General features: G+C 47.8%; 15 protein-coding genes. 11 read left to right on the top strand and 4 right to left on the bottom strand.

Translation table 11 applies throughout. The annotated features are described in order from the left end of the window. Positions 1–99 precede the first annotated feature (99 nt). Positions 100–1,299 (bottom strand): acetate kinase, encoded by a 1,200-nt coding sequence (ackA, locus tag K9N75_RS14500; protein WP_004092645.1) that lies wholly within the window; start codon positions 1,297–1,299, stop codon positions 100–102. 405 nt (positions 1,300–1,704) lie between these two features. Between ackA and yfbV the strand changes: the two genes are divergently transcribed. From yfbV to K9N75_RS14480, 4 genes are all read left to right on the top strand, one after another. Then, the gene (yfbV, locus tag K9N75_RS14495; protein ID WP_004092641.1) at positions 1,705–2,160 is read left to right on the top strand and encodes a terminus macrodomain insulation protein YfbV; all 456 of its coding nucleotides are present in this window, start codon (positions 1,705–1,707) and stop codon (positions 2,158–2,160) included. Positions 2,161–2,416: 256 nt separating this feature from the next. Further along, complete coding sequence (locus K9N75_RS14490) at positions 2,417–2,911, top strand: YfbU family protein (RefSeq protein ID WP_008814025.1); 495 nt, start codon at positions 2,417–2,419, stop codon at positions 2,909–2,911. Positions 2,912–2,926: 15 nt separating this feature from the next. Continuing rightward, positions 2,927–3,580: a sugar phosphatase gene (locus K9N75_RS14485; RefSeq protein ID WP_008814024.1), complete on the top strand. Its 654-nt coding sequence runs from the start codon at positions 2,927–2,929 to the stop codon at positions 3,578–3,580. Between the two features lie 156 nt (positions 3,581–3,736). Further along, positions 3,737–5,569 (top strand): SLC13 family permease, encoded by a 1,833-nt coding sequence (locus K9N75_RS14480; protein WP_008814023.1) that lies wholly within the window; start codon positions 3,737–3,739, stop codon positions 5,567–5,569. A 223-nt stretch (positions 5,570–5,792) separates the two neighbouring features. Here the strand turns inward: K9N75_RS14480 and yfbR are convergent, their stop codons facing one another. Together yfbR and K9N75_RS14470 are read right to left on the bottom strand one after the other, a co-directional pair. Next, positions 5,793–6,398 (bottom strand): 5'-deoxynucleotidase, encoded by a 606-nt coding sequence (gene yfbR / locus K9N75_RS14475; protein WP_008814022.1) that lies wholly within the window; start codon positions 6,396–6,398, stop codon positions 5,793–5,795. 116 nt (positions 6,399–6,514) lie between these two features. Then, entirely contained in the window at positions 6,515–7,735 is a 1,221-nt protein-coding gene (locus tag K9N75_RS14470) for a pyridoxal phosphate-dependent aminotransferase (RefSeq protein WP_004092623.1), read from the bottom strand. A gap of 299 nt (positions 7,736–8,034) precedes the next feature. On the opposite strand from K9N75_RS14470, the gene K9N75_RS14465 reads away from it, so the two are divergent. Beyond that, positions 8,035–8,625 carry a carboxymuconolactone decarboxylase family protein gene (locus K9N75_RS14465; RefSeq protein ID WP_114445307.1) on the top strand — a complete coding sequence of 197 codons (591 nt, stop codon included), beginning with the start codon at positions 8,035–8,037 and terminating at the stop codon, positions 8,623–8,625. Beyond that, positions 8,618–9,247 carry a CDP-alcohol phosphatidyltransferase family protein gene (locus K9N75_RS14460; protein ID WP_061059796.1) on the top strand — a complete coding sequence of 210 codons (630 nt, stop codon included), beginning with the start codon at positions 8,618–8,620 and terminating at the stop codon, positions 9,245–9,247. Before K9N75_RS14465 ends, K9N75_RS14460 begins: the two co-directional genes overlap by 8 nt. A 336-nt stretch (positions 9,248–9,583) precedes the next feature. Here K9N75_RS14460 and K9N75_RS14455 read toward each other — a convergent pair whose 3' ends face one another. After that, the gene (locus K9N75_RS14455) at positions 9,584–10,897 is read right to left on the bottom strand and encodes a rhodanese-like domain-containing protein (RefSeq protein WP_008814019.1); all 1,314 of its coding nucleotides are present in this window, start codon (positions 10,895–10,897) and stop codon (positions 9,584–9,586) included. A gap of 159 nt (positions 10,898–11,056) precedes the next feature. Here K9N75_RS14455 and K9N75_RS14450 point away from each other — a divergent pair, with 159 nt between their 5' ends. The 5 genes from K9N75_RS14450 to nuoC all read left to right on the top strand — a co-directional run bounded on the left by K9N75_RS14450 (position 11,057) and on the right by nuoC (position 16,829). Then, on the top strand, positions 11,057–11,740 hold the full coding sequence (locus tag K9N75_RS14450) for a TVP38/TMEM64 family protein (protein ID WP_008814018.1): 684 nt from the start codon (positions 11,057–11,059) through the stop codon (positions 11,738–11,740). Positions 11,741–12,101: 361 nt separating this feature from the next. Continuing rightward, entirely contained in the window at positions 12,102–13,061 is a 960-nt protein-coding gene (locus K9N75_RS14445) for a LysR family transcriptional regulator (protein WP_008814017.1), read from the top strand. 683 nt (positions 13,062–13,744) lie between these two features. Further along, on the top strand, positions 13,745–14,185 hold the full coding sequence (locus K9N75_RS14440; RefSeq protein WP_008814016.1) for an NADH-quinone oxidoreductase subunit A: 441 nt from the start codon (positions 13,745–13,747) through the stop codon (positions 14,183–14,185). A 48-nt stretch (positions 14,186–14,233) separates the two neighbouring features. Further along, positions 14,234–14,908, top strand: a complete 675-nt coding sequence (locus tag K9N75_RS14435; protein ID WP_004092613.1) for a NuoB/complex I 20 kDa subunit family protein — start codon at positions 14,234–14,236, stop codon at positions 14,906–14,908. Positions 14,909–15,005: 97 nt separating this feature from the next. Continuing rightward, a complete protein-coding gene (gene nuoC / locus K9N75_RS14430; protein ID WP_371272857.1) occupies positions 15,006–16,829 on the top strand; it encodes an NADH-quinone oxidoreductase subunit C/D in 1,824 nt (607 codons plus the stop codon).

Genomic DNA, 16,829 nt, shown 5'->3' with positions numbered 1-16,829 from the left:
GCGTTGAACTTGGTCGGATAGGTTAGAATTTCTACGCTTGATTTAAACTTTGGAGCTTAAATACCCCGCAGGCCTTGGCTTGCGGGGTTGAGATGCGTCTTATGCAGTCAGACGAGAGGCGTCTTGTGCAATCACCAACTCTTCGTTGGTTGGGATAACGACGGCCAGACGGCTGCCATCTTTAGTGATGGTGCCTGATTTGCCGAAGCGTGCAGCCAGGTTGCGTTCGTGATCGATTTCGAAGCCCAGCAGACCCAGTTTGTCCAGAGTCAGTTCACGTACCATTGCTGCGTTTTCGCCGATACCGCCGGTGAATACAACGGCGTCTAGACGACCATCCATCAGCGCAGTGTAAGCGCCGATGTATTTAGCCAGACGGTGGCAGAATACGTCCATAGCGCGCTTAGCGTCAGCTTTGGTTTCGTAGTTGTCTTCAACATAACGGCAGTCGCTGGTGACTTCGGTCAGACCCAGCAGACCAGATTCTTTGGTCAGCAGTTTGTTGATCTGCTCAACGCTCATGCCCAGTGAATCATGCAGGTGGAAGATGATAGCAGGGTCGATGTCGCCAGAGCGAGTCCCCATAACCAGACCTTCCAGCGGGGTCAGCCCCATAGAGGTATCAACACATTTACCGTTGCGAACTGCGGTTACAGAACCACCATTGCCCAGATGGCAAGTGATTACGTTCAGCTCGTCAATCGGCTTGTTCAGCATTTTTGCAGCTTCTTGGCTTACGAAGAAGTGGCTGGTGCCGTGTGCGCCGTAACGACGAACGCCGTGGTCTTTGTACAGGCTGTATGGCAGGGCATACAGATAAGACTCTTCTGGCATGGTGGTGTGGAACGCGGTGTCAAATACGGCAACGTTTTTATCTTTCAGGCTAGGGAAAGATTTGAACGCTTCAGCGATACCGATCAGGTGCGCAGGGTTGTGCAGAGGCGCAAACGGGATCGCATCTTTAATACCTTGCAGAACATCATCAGTGATCAACGCTGATTCAGTGAACTTCTCGCCGCCGTGAACGATACGGTGACCGATAGCGGTCAGTGATGCGGAGAGTTCAGGCTTCTGAGCCAGGATAGTATTAACGATGAAGTTCAGCGCTTCGCTATGAGCCGCGCCAGCACCTAACGCTTCTTCGTGTTTAGCGCCGTCCATTTTCCATTTAATACGGGCTTCAGGCAGGCTGAAACATTCAGCTAAACCAGACAGGTGTTCTTCACCGTTGGCTGCGTTGATGATAGCGAATTTCAGTGATGAACTGCCGCAGTTAAGAACCAGTACCAGCTTCGACATGGAAGTACCTACTTGTTATGCGTGGTTAGAAATTGAGTCAATCAGACATTAAGCGTAGCGTAATATGTCGTCGACATTTATGATTAACATCATGCGTAATGTGATTTCGTCATGATGAAGAACATCGCATTGAAAAACTGCGGTGCCCAAAAATGCATTGCTTTGCCGGCAAGGATTCAGCCGAACACTGACAGAGTGTACAGAGCTCAATCGTTGAAAACTTAGCTTTAAGAAGCAGTCGTTAATGAAACACTTTATTAACGCTGTTTTTTGCTTCTACCGGCCCCAAGGCCGCGCTAGGATACCGATTGCGGATGCCAAAAACAAAATAAATTTAAGGCCGCTAAGTATCCGTTGTGATTTTACACTATTTTTTGAATTTTTATAAATGAAGTTGAGGTTCCTATGACATCTAAGCCAACTGGCCACGTAGGGTGGTTTCAGATTTTTCAGCGCGGACAGACATATATGAAGACCTGGCCGAGTGATAAACGCTTGGCCCCGGTGTTTCCAGAAAATCGTATTGCTAAAGTGACGCGCTTTGCCGTGCGCTTTATGCCACCAATCGCTATTTTTACATTGACGTGGCAGATTGCACTGGGAGGCCAGTTAGGGCCTGCGATTGCCACGGCGTTGTTTGCCTGTAGTTTGCCAATGCAAGGGCTATGGTGGTTAGGTAAACGCTCAGTCACCCCGTTGCCGCCAACATTATTGCAGTGGTTTCACGAGCTCCGCGCGAAGTTAGTCGAGGCCGGTAAAGCACAGGCGCCTGTTGAGGGGACACCAACCTATCAAGCCTTAGCAGATGTTTTGCAGCGCGCATTTAAGCAGTTGGATAAGACCTTTCTGGATGATATTTAATCGATTTGGCGTGTGTTTTTTGTCCGTCAATGTTGCGGGTTTGTTGTGTAAATACACGCCTATTGATAAAAAAATGCTCAGAGTGGAATTTAACGCAGTTTCTCTTTCTCGAAACCCCGTTCCAAATCAAAAAAGTGATGTTAAGCACTATTTAGAATGACAGGCTTATGCCATGCTCCGGACATAGAGTTCACATTTTTACATGACTTGACCCCGGCCTAGCATCGACTTTGGCCGCTCGATGAGGAAATCAAAGATGGAAATGACCAACGCACAACGCCTGATTCTTTCTAACCAATACAAGATGATGACCATGATGGATCCGGATAACGCCGAGCGTTACCGTCGTTTGCAAACCATCATTGAGCGTGGCTTTGGCCTGCAAATGCGCGAGCTCGATCGCGACTTTGGCGAGCTGAGCGAAGATACCTGTCGCACTATTATCAATATTATGGAAATGCACCATGCGTTGCAGGTGTCTTACAATAATCTCAAAGAAAAACAAGATATTGATCCTCGCCGATTAGAGTTTTTAGGCTTTGATGCGGCAACAGAAGCTCGCTATTTAAGTTATGTGCGCTTTATGGTTGGTACTGAAGGGCGTTACACTCACTTCGATTCAGGTACGCATGGTTTCAATGCCCAGACTAAAATGTGGGAAAAATACCAGCGTATGCTGTCAATCTGGCAGTCATGCCCGCGTCAGTATCATTTGAGCGCGGTGGAGATTGCACAAATTATTAACGCGTAAAACAGAGGAATGCCTGTGAAGTGCAAAGGTTTTTTGTTTGATCTGGATGGAACATTGGTAGATTCACTGCCGGTAGTAGAACGCTCATGGATCAACTGGGCGAAACGTCAGGGAGTGAATCCACAGGAGGTTCTGGATTTTATCCACGGCAAACAGGCCATCACCTCGCTGCGGCATTTTATGTCTGGTGAGAGCGAAGAGCGTATTCAACAAGAATATGACTGGTTGGAAGAGATTGAATCAAGAGATACCGAGGGTGTAACGGCGTTACCAGGGGCGGTTGCTCTGCTGGAGCGTCTGAATGAGTTAGACATTCCATGGGCGATTGTCACTTCAGGTTCTATTCCGGTGGCTTACGCGCGTCGAGCGGCGGGGCAATTACCAAAGCCTGATGTATTCATCACCGCGGAACAGGTGTCTCGCGGCAAGCCAGAGCCTGACGCTTACCTGTTGGGTGCGCAGAAGCTGGGGCTGGCCGTCAGTGACTGTGTGGTGGTGGAGGACGCCGCGGCGGGTATTCTTTCTGGATTGTCGGCAGGCTGTCAGGTGATCGCAGTGAATGCTCCTCAAGATGCGCCAAAGCTGGAGTTGGTCGATCTCAACTTGACTTCGCTAGTGCAGATGCGCGTAGATAAAGAAGGCGAGTACGCTGTTATTCATGCCCTGTAAGTAGTAATTGAGTGAAATATGATTAAGCCCCGTCATCACGGGGCTTTTTTTATGGCATGCTTATAACGATTTTTTGGAATAGTCACGATGCTGGCTGAAAATCCAGCTAATTTAGATATAGGTTTCTATCGGAGTAAATTCACAAAGGGAGATGTCGTGAACGGCGAATTATTGTGGGTTTTAACGTTATTACTGATTGCTATTGTCCTTTTTGCTACCAACAAGCTACGCATGGATGTCGTAGCGCTGCTTATCATCATTGCATTTGTTCTGAGTGGCACGCTTTCACTCAGCGAAGCAACCGCGGGGTTTAGTGACCCTAACGTTATTTTAATTGCGGCTTTGTTTGTTATCGGTGACGGATTGGTACGCACTGGTGTTGCTTATCAGGTTGGCGATTGGTTAGTCAAAGTGGCCGGGGATAGCGAGGCCAAAATGTTGGTTTTGCTCATGATTACGGTTGCTTCACTGGGCGCCGTCATGAGTTCAACGGGCGTAGTAGCGATTTTTATCCCCGTCGTACTCAGCGTTGCTGCGCGGATGAAAATATCACCAGCACGTCTGTTGATGCCGCTGAGTTTTGCTGGGCTGATAAGCGGTATGATGACGTTGGTTGCAACTCCGCCCAATATGATTGTGAGCAGTGAGTTAGTGCGTGAGGGATTTCGCGGCCTCAGCTTTTTCAGCGTGACACCAGTCGGTATCATCGTATTGCTGATGGGGGTCGGCTATATGCTGGTGGCGCGTAACTGGCTCGCAAGCAGTAAAGAAGATAGCAACAAGGACGGCTGGACACGCCGGACTTTCCGCGATTTGATCCGCGATTACAAGTTGACCGGAAGAGCGCGTCGATTGGCACTTCGCTCCGGTTCTCCCTTGATCGGCCATACCTTGGATGAACTTCATCTCCGTGCTCGTTATGGCGCTAACGTGGTGGGAATTGAACGCTGGCGCAAGTTTCGCCGAGTCATGGTTAACGCTGTCGGAAACACTGAACTTAAAGAGCGCGATGTATTGTTGATCGACATGTCGGATTCTGAGGTCGATCTGCGTGAGTTTTGTGCCGAACAGATGCTTGAGCCGATGGTACTGCGTGGTGAGTATTTTTCTGAACAGGCTCGCGATGTGGGGATGGCTGAGGTCACTATCGTTCCTGATTCCGACCTGATTGGCAAAACTCTGCGTGAAATGACTTTCCGTACTCGCTATGGGCTAAACGTTGTAGGTATTCGCCGTGATGGTGCGCCGATAGAAGGCAAGCTGGTGAATGAGCCGCTTCATCTAGGTGACATTCTGTTGGTCATCGGCAACTGGAAGCAGATCCGCCAGCTTCAGTTACAACCACGTGATTTTATTGTGTTGCACCTTCCCTCTGAAGTGGACGATGTCGCTCCGGCTATCAGCCAAGCACCACACGCGCTGTTCTGTTTGGCATTGATGATTGCCATGATGCTGACAGATGAAGTCCCCAACGCCATTGCGGCGCTGATCGCCTGTATGCTGATGGGGAAATTCCGTTGTATTGATATGGAGAGTGCCTATAAATCGATTCACTGGCCGAGCCTAATTTTAATCGTGGGAATGCTACCGTTTGCCCTCGCGTTGCAAAAGAGTGGCGGTATTACGCTGGCGGTGGATGTGCTGATGAATTTGGTGGGTGGCATGGGGCCAAGAGTTGTCTTGCTCAGCTTATTTGTATTCTGCGCAGTAACGGGGCTCTTTATTTCTAATACGGCTACGGCGGTTCTGATGGCACCAATTGCGATTGCGACGGCTCACGCGATGCAGCTTTCACCGTATCCGTTCGCGATGATTATTGCGATCTCGGCGTCAGCGGCGTTTATGACGCCGGTATCGTCACCGGTCAATACGCTGGTGATGGGGCCGGGCAACTACAGTTTTGGCGATTTCGTTAAGATCGGCGTGCCGTTTACTCTCTTGGTGATGATTGCCAGCGTGATTGTGGTGCCGTGGTTGTTTCCATTTTGATGGGGATGATTTTATCTAAGCTTTGTATGCTTAAGGGCTTGAACAAGGCAACTCAAGCGCTCATACATGCGCTTATAGATACGGCCCAATTACGTATGCCTGCCTGACATATCTACCGTGCAGGCGGCCGACTCAACTCGGACGCCTGTATGTGAATACCACGAGGAGAGGCGATCAAAACCTTACACGAGTGCGGTATAACGAGAATTAAAATGCCCAAAACCTACATCACTTCATCCTGACTGATCTCATCTAGTGACAGGCTAAAACTTGGAATAAAGACTTTCATGAAGTATTCCATCTCAGGGCTTGAACGCATATCTAATGTTTTTTCTAAACGCGCTTTGGCTAGCTTAAATTCGTTGTTACCGGCCGAAAGTTCTTCCAGACACTTCAGATAGGCACACAGTGCGTCAGCTTGCTTAACAACCAATTTCTCATCTTCAGTGTAATAGTGTTCATCCAGCAGTGGACGGAAGTCGTTTTGCAACTCTGGGGGCAGCATTTCAATCAGCTTTTGCTGCGCGACTTTTTCAATCTTCTTATACTCATGCGCAATTTGCGGATTGTAATACTTGATCGGCGTAGGCATATCGCCGGTTAATACCTCACTAGCGTCATGATACATCGCCAGTAATGCCACGCGTTCGGGGTTCACATTACCGTTGAATTTACGATTTTTAATGATGGCTAATGCATGAGCGACAAATGCGACCTGAAGGCTATGTTCGGAGACGTTCTCGGTGCGCACGTTGCGCATCAGTGGCCAGCGGTTAATCAGTTTTAAACGGGATAGATGGGCGAAAAAGTGACTTTGGTTCTGGCTCATAACGCTCTCTCAATAATACAGGTAGTGGAAAGACATGTTCTATTGTGGGCGGAGGAAAGTGAGGATGCAAATAAGAAACGGCACCAAGGAGGTGCCGTTGTCATCAGAAGCGAAAATTAATATTTCTGGTGATAGCCAGAGAAGAAACGACCAAGTTTATGAATGGCCATATCGAGATCATCTACGCGCGGCAGCGTAACGATTCGGAAGTGATCGGGTTCTGGCCAGTTAAACGCGGTGCCTTGAACAAGCAGCACTTTTTCTTGTAGCAAGAGATCCAGAACCATTTTCTGATCGTCATGAACGTTGAAGCGTTTGGCATCAATTTTCGGGAACATATAAAGCGCGCCGCGCGGTTTGACGCAGGATACACCAGGGATCTCATTGATCAGTTCCCAAGCACGGTTGCGTTGTTCATACAGGCGGCCACCGGGTTGGATAAATTCGTTAATACTCTGGTAACCACCGATGGCGGTTTGAATAGCGTGTTGCATCGGTACGTTGGCGCACAGACGCATAGATGCCAACATCTCCAATCCTTCAATATAGCCTTTAGCGTGTTTTTTGGGGCCGCTAAGCACCATCCACCCTTGGCGGAAACCGGCGACGCGATAGGTTTTAGATAAACCGTTAAAGGTGACAACGAGCAAATCCGGTGCGAGAGAGGCGATCGAAATATGTTCAGCATCGTCATACAGGATCTTGTCGTAAATCTCATCAGCGAAGATGATCAGATTATTTTCCCGCGCAATGGTGACGATCTCTTCCAACAGTTCTTTGCTGTAGACTGCGCCAGTTGGATTATTCGGGTTAATGATCACGATACCACGGGTGCGTGGAGTGATTTTGCTACGAATATCATTCAAGTCTGGGAACCAATCGGCTTCTTCATCGCAGCGGTAGTGAACGGCGTTACCGCCTGATAATGCGACCGCTGCAGTCCATAGCGGATAATCTGGCGCAGGCACCAACATCTCATCATCCGTGTTCAGCAGTGCTTGCATAGACTGCACAATTAGCTCAGATACACCGTTACCAATATAGATGTCTTCTACGGTAACATCATGGATATCACGTGCTTGATAGTGCTGCATGATGGCTTTGCGCGCAGAATATAGCCCCTTGGAGTCACAGTAGCCCTGAGCCGTTGGCAGATTGCGAATGACGTCCACTAGAATTTCATCGGGTGCTTCAAAGCCGAACGGTGCCGGATTGCCGATGTTTAACTTCAGGACCTTATTGCCTTCTTCTTCGAGTCGTTTTGCTTCTTTCAGAACCGGACCACGGATGTCATAGCACACGTGATCCAGCTTGCGGGATTTTTCTATAGGGGACATATAACAGCAGCCTTTATAATACGTAGCCAGAATAAAATTCGGCGTTGCGCGTGAAAATGCGTGTCCATACGAACAGAACACTGCGACGTAAAATAATGTACTCCCCAGAGCAGGGGTTTTGAAGGGCACAGATAGTTTTTGGTGAAAAACGTTAGCTTATTCGCCGCCGATAACCGATCGCGCGTAATACTTAGTCATTTATTAGTGTATAAATCTTTGGTTTGTTTTTTATGAAGTTAAAAACTCCAAATAAAATCACTGGCGTCGTCAATTTAACGTCACAAAATAGGAGATGATGGGTGAAAAATAGTGGGCAACAGCCTTGGGTCTCACCGCTGAAGAAAATTCCGTCAGTGTTGGTTCCGATCGTGAGAGCACAAGAGAAACATTACGGGCAGATTCTTAATCCTACGCGTTGGTGGGGGCGCCTCCCTTTTTTATTTTGGCTAATCGCTTTTTTTGTTGGTTTTCTGGAGAGAAAAAAATCGGCAATTTCACCCACGCTGCGTGCGTTGGTGATGACCCGAGTGTCCCAGCAATGCGAATGTGATTTTTGTATCGATGCAAATAGTCTACGTCTTGCTCAGCGTAGTGGTTCGTTGGATAAAGTGATGTCAGTTTATCATTGGCATGAGGCAGATTGCTTTGATGATCAGGAGCGAGCTGCGCTGGCTTATGCCGACGGGATGACTGCGACGCCACCGAGCATTGACGAGGCATTAAAATCTGAGCTTAAGCGCTATTTTAGCGAAAAGGCCATTACAGAACTTACCGCGCTGGTGGCATTTCAAAATTTGTCTGCGAGATTTAATTCTGCTTTAGATATCCCATCACAGGGTCTCTGTGTACCGGAACGTGATGTGCAGAGTCGAGGTAAACCGCGTGTTTGATCGCTATTTACATCCCAGAGTAAAACCACTGTTAAACCGAATAGCGGCTACGATTGATCGTCCAGAAGTCACTCCTGACCGTATTAGTCTTGTGGGGTTTCTTATCGGTGCATTGGCTTTGCCGTTTCTTGCCATGCAGTGGTACTTCGCAGCCTTGCTGATGATTGTTATCAACCGATTGTTTGACGGACTCGATGGTGCGTTAGCACGCAGGCGCGATCTTTCGGATGCGGGCGGATTTTTAGATATTGCTTTGGACTTCTTATTTTATGCGCTGGTGCCATTTGGTTTTGTCTTAGCCTCTCCTACATTGAATGCGGTGGCTGGAGCATGGTTGCTGTTTGCTTTTATCGGCACAGGGAGCAGTTTCTTAGCCTTTGCTGCGGTAGCTGATAAATACAAATTAGAGAATTTAGACTACCCACATAAGTCATTTTATTACCTGGGAGGATTAACCGAGGGGGCAGAAACGATATTGGTGTTCGTGCTCTTCTGCTTATTCCCCGCCTATTTCCCTCTACTTGCGTGGCTTTTTGGTGCTCTATGCTGGTTTACCACGCTGACGCGCGTCTGGGGGGGATATCACACGTTGAGAAGGGTGGCGCAGGATCGCGGGGAGTAAGGGGACTCCATTGTGTTGAAGGTTTTCGTCCGACAGGGATGTCATGCTGGCGTTTGGGGCGCCCTGGATGGGCGATACCAAACCGCAGCGAAGATGGCATCTCGGATAAAAGCGCGCGAGTGCAGAGACCACGCGCTGGTGGTCTCTGCACGTACGCCTTCATCAGTGTATCAATGAAGCTCGGTATGAACAGGCGGGCGGAATATTACACTGAACTTGCATCGCCAATATCAAACTGCAGCAGAAATGACATCCCAGATAACCGCTCTTGAGTGCAGAATCTGCCCGATGACTTTATCATCCCAACATCACGTGCTCAGAAAATAAGCGTGAGCATCACTCCCAGCTACTCTCCGGCCCGCGTTCTCCTGCAACAACTGGGTTCTTTGGATTAGCGCTCCATTCATACCAGCCACCATCGTATACGCTGACAGATGGCCAACCCATAGCGCGGGCATACATGAAGGTCTCAGAGGCTCGCCAACCAGTACCACAATAGAAGGAAACCTGTTGATCAGGGGTGATATGCCACTCTTTCCACATGGCCGCGATATCATCCGCTGAGCGCATGGTTCCGTCTGGATTATGGAAATCTTCCATATGCGTGGAGTCACTGCCTGCATGGCCCCAGCGAGCACCCGCGATCTCACCTTTTGGTTTTATATAGCTGTAACCGCTGGTTTCACCGATAAACTCTGGCCATGAACGGATACTTACCAGCGAGGCATCTTTACGATGTAATAACCCACGAGCCTGTTCTTCATTGAGCATCAGCTGCGGCTGTCCCGGAATTTCTGCTCCGAAATCAGGCGCGGGTTTCACATTTGACGGGAGTCCGCGCTCAACGGGGAGTCCCGCATCAGACCAAGTTTGCCAGCCCCCATCTAGCAGTCGAACATCTTTAACACCTGCGTATAACATGATCTGAGCAACGCGAGCGGCTGCATACACGTCGCGACCGTAGAGGATGACGGTGGTATCGTGTTTAATGCCTTGCTTAGCCAACAATGCTTTCAGCTTGTCGTCGGAAACCTTGTTCCAAAGCGGCTCGCTTTCTATGTCATTAGTATCGATATAGCCTGCACCGGGAATATGGCTGAGCAAATATTTCTTAGGTGCTCCCCAAGCGGCTTCAATGACTTTCCATTCACCCGCGGGCTTCGCTACGACATTTTTTCCTTGCTGTAAATCGTGGATCCACTGTGGGTAAACGAGTTGCTCATAGTGAGCCATACGTTGTAAACGGTCGGGTTGGGACAACGCGTCACTGAGCGTGGCAATATTGATGTAGCCCAGCTTCATTAATCGTTTACTAACCTCTGAGGTCTGTTCAGTCGTACCATAAAGTGCAATTTTACGGTCTGGCGTGATCTGATGCTGGCTAGCCCACTGTTGTAGCTGCTCATCGCTCATGAGGCTTAACCAGTTTACAGAAAGATTGAACGCTCGAGGTTCATGACCTGATGGGCCGTTAAGCCCCTGGGGCCATCCGTTGTAAAATGCACTAGGGCGGGTATCGACAATTGCACCATTGCCAGACTGAAGATCATCAAGCTTAATGTGTTTTAGAGGCGTGGCGTCAGCGGCATGAGCCATTTGTAACCACCCAAGTAATAGCGCTGAGGTGACTAGCTGAGAAGTGACTTTCATCAGGGATCCTAACAAGGAAAAACAGAAAGGGATGTATTTTGTCGCAACATTTTTCAGTGTTCTTTGTGCAAGCGCACAATGTTTTAAGTTAGCGCACACAAGTTGGTGATAAATCGTTATCCTATGTTAGGTAGTAATTACTGAGGAAACCAACGAGTTATGTTTAAGCATCGTCAGGCTTGTATTTTATTTCTTCTGTGCCTGATGGTCGCTGGCATGCTGTGGTTCGATTCCCCCCGTCAGCTGTTATGGCATTGGTGGGCGCTGTTCTCCTCGTTGGATGTTAGTGCGATGATGGAGTATTTACGCAGTTTTGGGCCTTGGGCAATGGTTGTCTCATTTTTGCTCATGATCTTTCAGGCTCTTGCTGCTCCCTTGCCCGCGTTTTTAATTACATTCGCCAACGCGGCGCTATTTGGCTGGTGGCAAGGGGCTCTCTTATCCTGGTTCAGTGCTATGGTAGCAGCTTGGATATGTTTCATTTTGGCTCGTTGGGTAGGTAGAGAAACGCTTGAAAAGTTTGTTTCCTCCGAAGCCTTAACGCGTAGCGATCTTTTTTTTGCTCGCTACGGAAAACATACCATCCTGATTTGCCGGCTATTACCCTTTGTATCATTTGACATTATTAGCTATGCAGCAGGATTAACCTCTATTAAAGTAAGGGGATTCCTAATTGCGACAGGAATAGGGCAACTGCCCGCAACGCTTGTTTACTCGTATGTGGGGGGAATGCTTACGGGGGGAGCGCAGTTGTTAGTAACAGGTTTATTAATTACGTTTTCAATAAGCGTGGTTTTTTTTGCGCTAAAAAAGAAAAAACTTTTCCAAGGAAACAACAGCTAAGCTTAATGAAACCGGTCTCGGTTATTAAGCTAACATAAGAATTATTAATTTATTTATTGTGTTGCTGCTATAAAAGTACGTATAAAAAGATAGAATTATTTAAAAAGTTATTATATTACAGTTAATTATAAGCGATGTGGTTAATTGCATATCTTAACTAATAAGCAGGATTCAATAGTGTAAATATTTTTGCGTGTTTTATGCTTAAAATTTGTTTTTAAGCCATAATTAAACATGTATATCAAATGGATTAAGTATTAAGTAGTGGATGTATCAGTGATAGGAGGAGTCTGATTATCTAAGTATCACAAGTCTTAAATACCAGGGTTTTATAATCGCAGTCTTATAATGAGAAATAGATATGATAAATACACATCGTCCTACCATTAACCTTGATTTAGATTTGCTACGAACGTTCGTAGCTGTCGCCGATGTGAAAACTTTTGCGGCAGCGGCTATTGTGGTGCAGAGAACACAATCGGCCGTCAGCCAGCAGATGCAACGTTTGGAACAGTTGGTTGGCAAGGAGTTATTTGCTCGCCATGGACGTAACAAACAACTCACGGAGCACGGCGTGCAGTTGTTGGGGTATGCACGTAAAATCTTGCGCTTTAACGATGAAGCCTGTAGTTCACTGATCTACAATCATCTTCATGGCTCACTCATTATTGGCGCTACTGACGATACCGCGGATACTATTTTGCCTTTTCTGCTGAGCCGATTTACCAGCCTTTATCCGAAGCTGGAAATCGATGTCAGAGTAAAGCGCAGTCCTGACATGAGACAGTTGCTGAAAGATCGAGAAATTGATCTCGCCATTACTACTATGGGCTTTGATGAGTTCTCTTATGAAACGCTAAGACGTTCTCCAACTGTGTGGTTTTGCGCAACCGATTACGATTACCAAGCCGGTGAGCCTGTGCCATTAGTGGTACTGGATGAGCCGAGTCCATTCCGCGCACTGGCGATCAAGCATCTGAATGAAGCCGGAATTCCATGGCGTATTGCGTATGTAGCATCTACGCTGTCAGCAGTACGAGCCGCGGTGAAAGCGGGGTTGGGGGTTACAGCTCGGCCAATTGAAATGATGAGCCCAGAGCTGCGCGTTCTTGGTGTTTCTGAGCGTCTACCTAAGCTACCTGAAACTGAATATTCTCTTTGTTTAGCCCCAAACTGCACTAATGAATTAGCGACGATATTGTTTAGTTCATTAAAAGCAGGTTCTGAACCTTATATTGAAAATGCTCCAAATATCGATCTGGCTGTTGAGCAGGGGAGTGCTTATTCTACTGGCCCAACCGATCCTGCTGACGTGGCTTGAGATCGTTCATTAATGCACATTTTCAACAGGAAAAATTGATTCCACATACCGGCATTGAGTGCATAAACATGCCGGTATGTGATTATTTTATAGTATGAAATAAATTTTTAACATTTCGTTGTTTGACTACCGTAAGCTTCCCACCTGAACCGATTCCGCTTTACCATCAAAAACTTAAATGAAAATCATTCTCATAAATAATGTGGCTGTATGAAATACATACAGCAAATGTTAAACAATCTCAAGATTCTGCTGTCCTGAATGAATATTCATTTGCGTGCTTATCATTGTAAGTGTGATCTCCATCATAAAAACACCCGAGATACCCACGATGGTGAACGGGTAATTCTTTAGAAAATGGTATAGTGCTTACCAAACATTCACTTTCGTTTACATAATCGACACGTTACTGATGCAACTCTAAAACGTCATTAAGGATGCTAATACGTCGTGCAGACGCATCAAATGTTAAGTAAAATGTAGTGTTGTAAATTAATGTGTTGTTACTTTTGTCAAAGTTGACAAAAGGTTATAGAAAGGAGTAAAAAGCCCACAGTAAAACTCTGTTTAATCATAGGAAACAGCAGTTTTCTTGTGGTCATTTTCCTTCCCTTAGTCGTTGTGGTGCTCCTGCATTTTTTACGCAGTGAACCGCATCACGTTTGATGAGTAAGCATAAGAGTATGTCAACAACCACTGAAGTAATCGCTCATCACTGGGCATTCGCCGTATTTATCATCGTCGCACTCGGGCTATGTGGGGTTATGCTTCTTGGAGCATATGCACTCGGTGGGAGAGCACGCGCGCGCGCGAAAAATACGCCTTATGAATCCGGTATCGACTCAGTAGGCTCAGCGCGTCTGCGTCTGTCTGCTAAGTTTTATCTGGTCGCCATGTTCTTCGTCATCTTCGATGTGGAAGCCTTGTATCTATATGCTTGGTCTGTCTCCATCCGGGAGAGTGGATGGGTTGGCTTTATCGAAGCGGCAATTTTCATTTTGGTGCTGTTAGCAGGCTTGTTCTATCTCGTGCGTATCGGCGCGCTTGATTGGACTCCCGCACGTTCCAAGCGCCGTGTAGAGCACGAAAGTACCGTCACGAATACAGATAGCCGCCCGCAGTAAGTCTGGCCTATTAGTCACCATTTATAGAGAAAGAATTGAGGCATAAAGATGGATTATACGCTCACCCGCATCGATCCGGACGGTGAGAACGACCGTTACCCCCTTCAAAAACAGGAGATCGTGACCGATCCTCTGGAACAGCATGTTCACCGCAGTGTGTATATGGGCAAACTCGAAAACGCTCTGCACGATATGGTGAACTGGGGGCGTAAAAACTCTCTTTGGCCGTATAACTTCGGCCTTTCTTGTTGTTATGTGGAGATGGTGACGTCATTCACTGCGGTGCATGACGTTGCGCGTTTTGGGGCGGAAGTGCTTCGTGCCTCTCCACGTCAGGCTGACTTTATGGTGGTTGCGGGAACCTGTTTCACCAAAATGGCTCCGGTTATTCAGCGTCTATATGACCAGATGCTGGAACCCAAATGGGTGATTTCTATGGGGTCTTGTGCCAACTCTGGCGGCATGTATGACATTTATTCTGTCGTGCAAGGCGTAGACAAGTTTATTCCGGTTGATGTGTATATCCCGGGCTGTCCGCCGCGTCCAGAAGCCTATATGCAGGCGCTGATGCTGTTGCAGGAATCGATTGGTAAAGAACGCCGCCCATTATCTTGGGTTGTGGGCGATCAAGGTGTTTATAGAGCCAACATGCCATCAGAAAAAGAGCGCAAGCGAGCTGAGCGTATTGCAGTGACTAATCTGCGCTCACCAGACGAAATTTAACGCACGCATGATGCAGCCCATTAAGGGTTAGCATTGTCAGCGGCGAATGATTTAGCCCGTTAGTTTGCTGGTTTCCGGCAAGTAAAGTAAAAGCGTGGTGATAAAAATTATGACAGATTCGACGACGCAAGATCTGAATTTGCCTCTTTCTGAAGGTAAAGAGTGGCAAACCCGCGATCATCTTGATGATCCGGTTATCGGTGAATTGCGCAACCGTTTTGGGCCCGATGCCTTTACCGTTCAGCCCACACGCACTGGAATGCCTGTTGTTTGGGTGAAGCGTGAGCAATTACTGGAAGTGATGTCCTTCCTGAAAAAACTGCCAAAACCATACGTTATGCTGTTTGACCTGCATGGTATGGATGAGCGTCTGCGTACCCATCGTCAAGGGTTGCCGGAAGCCGATTTTTCAGTCTTCTATCACATCATCTCTATTGAACGAAATCGCGACATCATGCTCAAGGTTGCATTGTCTGAAAAAGACATGCATCTGCCGACCGTGACCAAGATTTTCCCTAACGCTAACTGGTATGAGCGTGAAACGTGGGAAATGTTCGGTATGACCTTCGATGGCCACCCACATCTGACGCGCATTATGATGCCTCAGTCATGGGAAGGGCACCCGCTGCGTAAAGATTATCCGGCGCGTGCGACTGAGTTCGATCCGTTTGAGCTGACCAAGCAAAAACAAGATCTGGAAATGGAATCACTGACCTTCAAACCTGAAGACTGGGGAATGAAGCGCAGTACTGAAAATGAAGATTTCATGTTCCTCAACCTCGGCCCTAACCACCCCTCTTCCCATGGTGCATTCCGCATCGTGTTGCAGTTGGACGGTGAAGAGATCGTCGACTGTGTGCCAGACGTGGGTTATCACCACCGTGGTGCAGAGAAGATGGGTGAGCGCCAATCATGGCACAGCTATATTCCGTATACCGACCGCATCGAATACCTCGGCGGCTGCGTGAATGAAATGCCTTACGTACTGGCCGTTGAAAAACTGGCAGGTATTGAAGTGCCAGAGCGTGTGAAGGTTATTCGCGTCATGCTTTCTGAGCTGTTCCGCATTAATAGCCATCTGCTGTATATCTCTACGTTTATTCAGGACGTAGGTGCGATGACCCCCGTATTCTTCGCCTTTACCGATCGCCAGAAAGTTTATGACGTGGTTGAAGCGATTACCGGTTTCCGTATGCATCCAGCCTGGTTCCGTATCGGCGGCGTGGCACACGATTTGCCTCGCGGTTGGGAACGTTTGCTACGTGACTTCCTTGACTGGATGCCAAAGCGTTTGGACTCCTATGTTAAAGCCGCGCTGAAAAACACTATTCTGAAAGGCCGTTCGGTTGGCGTTGCTGCCTACAATGCAAAAGAAGCCTTGGACTGGGGCGTAACGGGGGCGGGTCTGCGTGCCACGGGTATCGAGTTTGACGTGCGTAAATGGCGTCCCTACTCCGGTTACGAAAACTTTGATTTCGAAGTTCCGGTGGGTCACAACGGTGACTGCTACGACCGTGTAATGCTGAAAGTCGAAGAGCTTCGTCAAAGCCTAAGAATTCTGGAGCAATGTTACAAAAATATGCCGGAAGGTCCGTTTAAAGCTGACCATCCACTGACCACGCCGCCGCCTAAAGAGCGCACGTTGCAGCACATCGAAACCCTAATCACGCACTTCCTGCAAGTGTCGTGGGGGCCGGTCATGCCTGCCAACGAATCGTTCCAAATGGTTGAAGCGACTAAAGGGATCAACAGTTATTACCTGACCAGTGACGGCAGCACGATGAGCTACCGTACACGCATTCGCACGCCAAGCTATGCGCACCTGCAACAGATCCCAGCGGTAATTCGTGGCAGCCTGGTATCCGACCTGATCGTATACCTCGGCAGTATTGATTTTGTTATGTCAGATGTGGACCGCTAA

Origin of the sequence: Hafnia paralvei (assembly GCF_020150375.1) — a bacterium.
GTDB lineage: Bacteria > Pseudomonadota > Gammaproteobacteria > Enterobacterales > Enterobacteriaceae > Hafnia > Hafnia paralvei.
Note: the sequence above shows the minus strand (reverse complement) of the source record. Positions and strands in the feature narration are given on the sequence as shown.

What these genes read in the sequence shown, in the direction of transcription:
- ackA (WP_004092645.1), bottom strand. Translation starts at nt 1,299, where the DNA reads ATGTCGAAGCTGGTACTGGTTCTTAACTGCGGCAGTTCATCACTGAAA.
- yfbR (WP_008814022.1), bottom strand. Translation starts at nt 6,398, where the DNA reads ATGAGCCAGAACCAAAGTCACTTTTTCGCCCATCTATCCCGTTTAAAA.
- yfbV (WP_004092641.1), top strand. Translation starts at nt 1,705, where the DNA reads ATGACATCTAAGCCAACTGGCCACGTAGGGTGGTTTCAGATTTTTCAG.
- K9N75_RS14435 (WP_004092613.1), top strand. Translation starts at nt 14,234, where the DNA reads ATGGATTATACGCTCACCCGCATCGATCCGGACGGTGAGAACGACCGT.
- K9N75_RS14445 (WP_008814017.1), top strand. Translation starts at nt 12,102, where the DNA reads ATGATAAATACACATCGTCCTACCATTAACCTTGATTTAGATTTGCTA.
- K9N75_RS14490 (WP_008814025.1), top strand. Translation starts at nt 2,417, where the DNA reads ATGGAAATGACCAACGCACAACGCCTGATTCTTTCTAACCAATACAAG.
- K9N75_RS14455 (WP_008814019.1), bottom strand. Translation starts at nt 10,897, where the DNA reads ATGAAAGTCACTTCTCAGCTAGTCACCTCAGCGCTATTACTTGGGTGG.
- K9N75_RS14440 (WP_008814016.1), top strand. Translation starts at nt 13,745, where the DNA reads ATGTCAACAACCACTGAAGTAATCGCTCATCACTGGGCATTCGCCGTA.
- K9N75_RS14450 (WP_008814018.1), top strand. Translation starts at nt 11,057, where the DNA reads ATGTTTAAGCATCGTCAGGCTTGTATTTTATTTCTTCTGTGCCTGATG.
- K9N75_RS14470 (WP_004092623.1), bottom strand. Translation starts at nt 7,735, where the DNA reads ATGTCCCCTATAGAAAAATCCCGCAAGCTGGATCACGTGTGCTATGAC.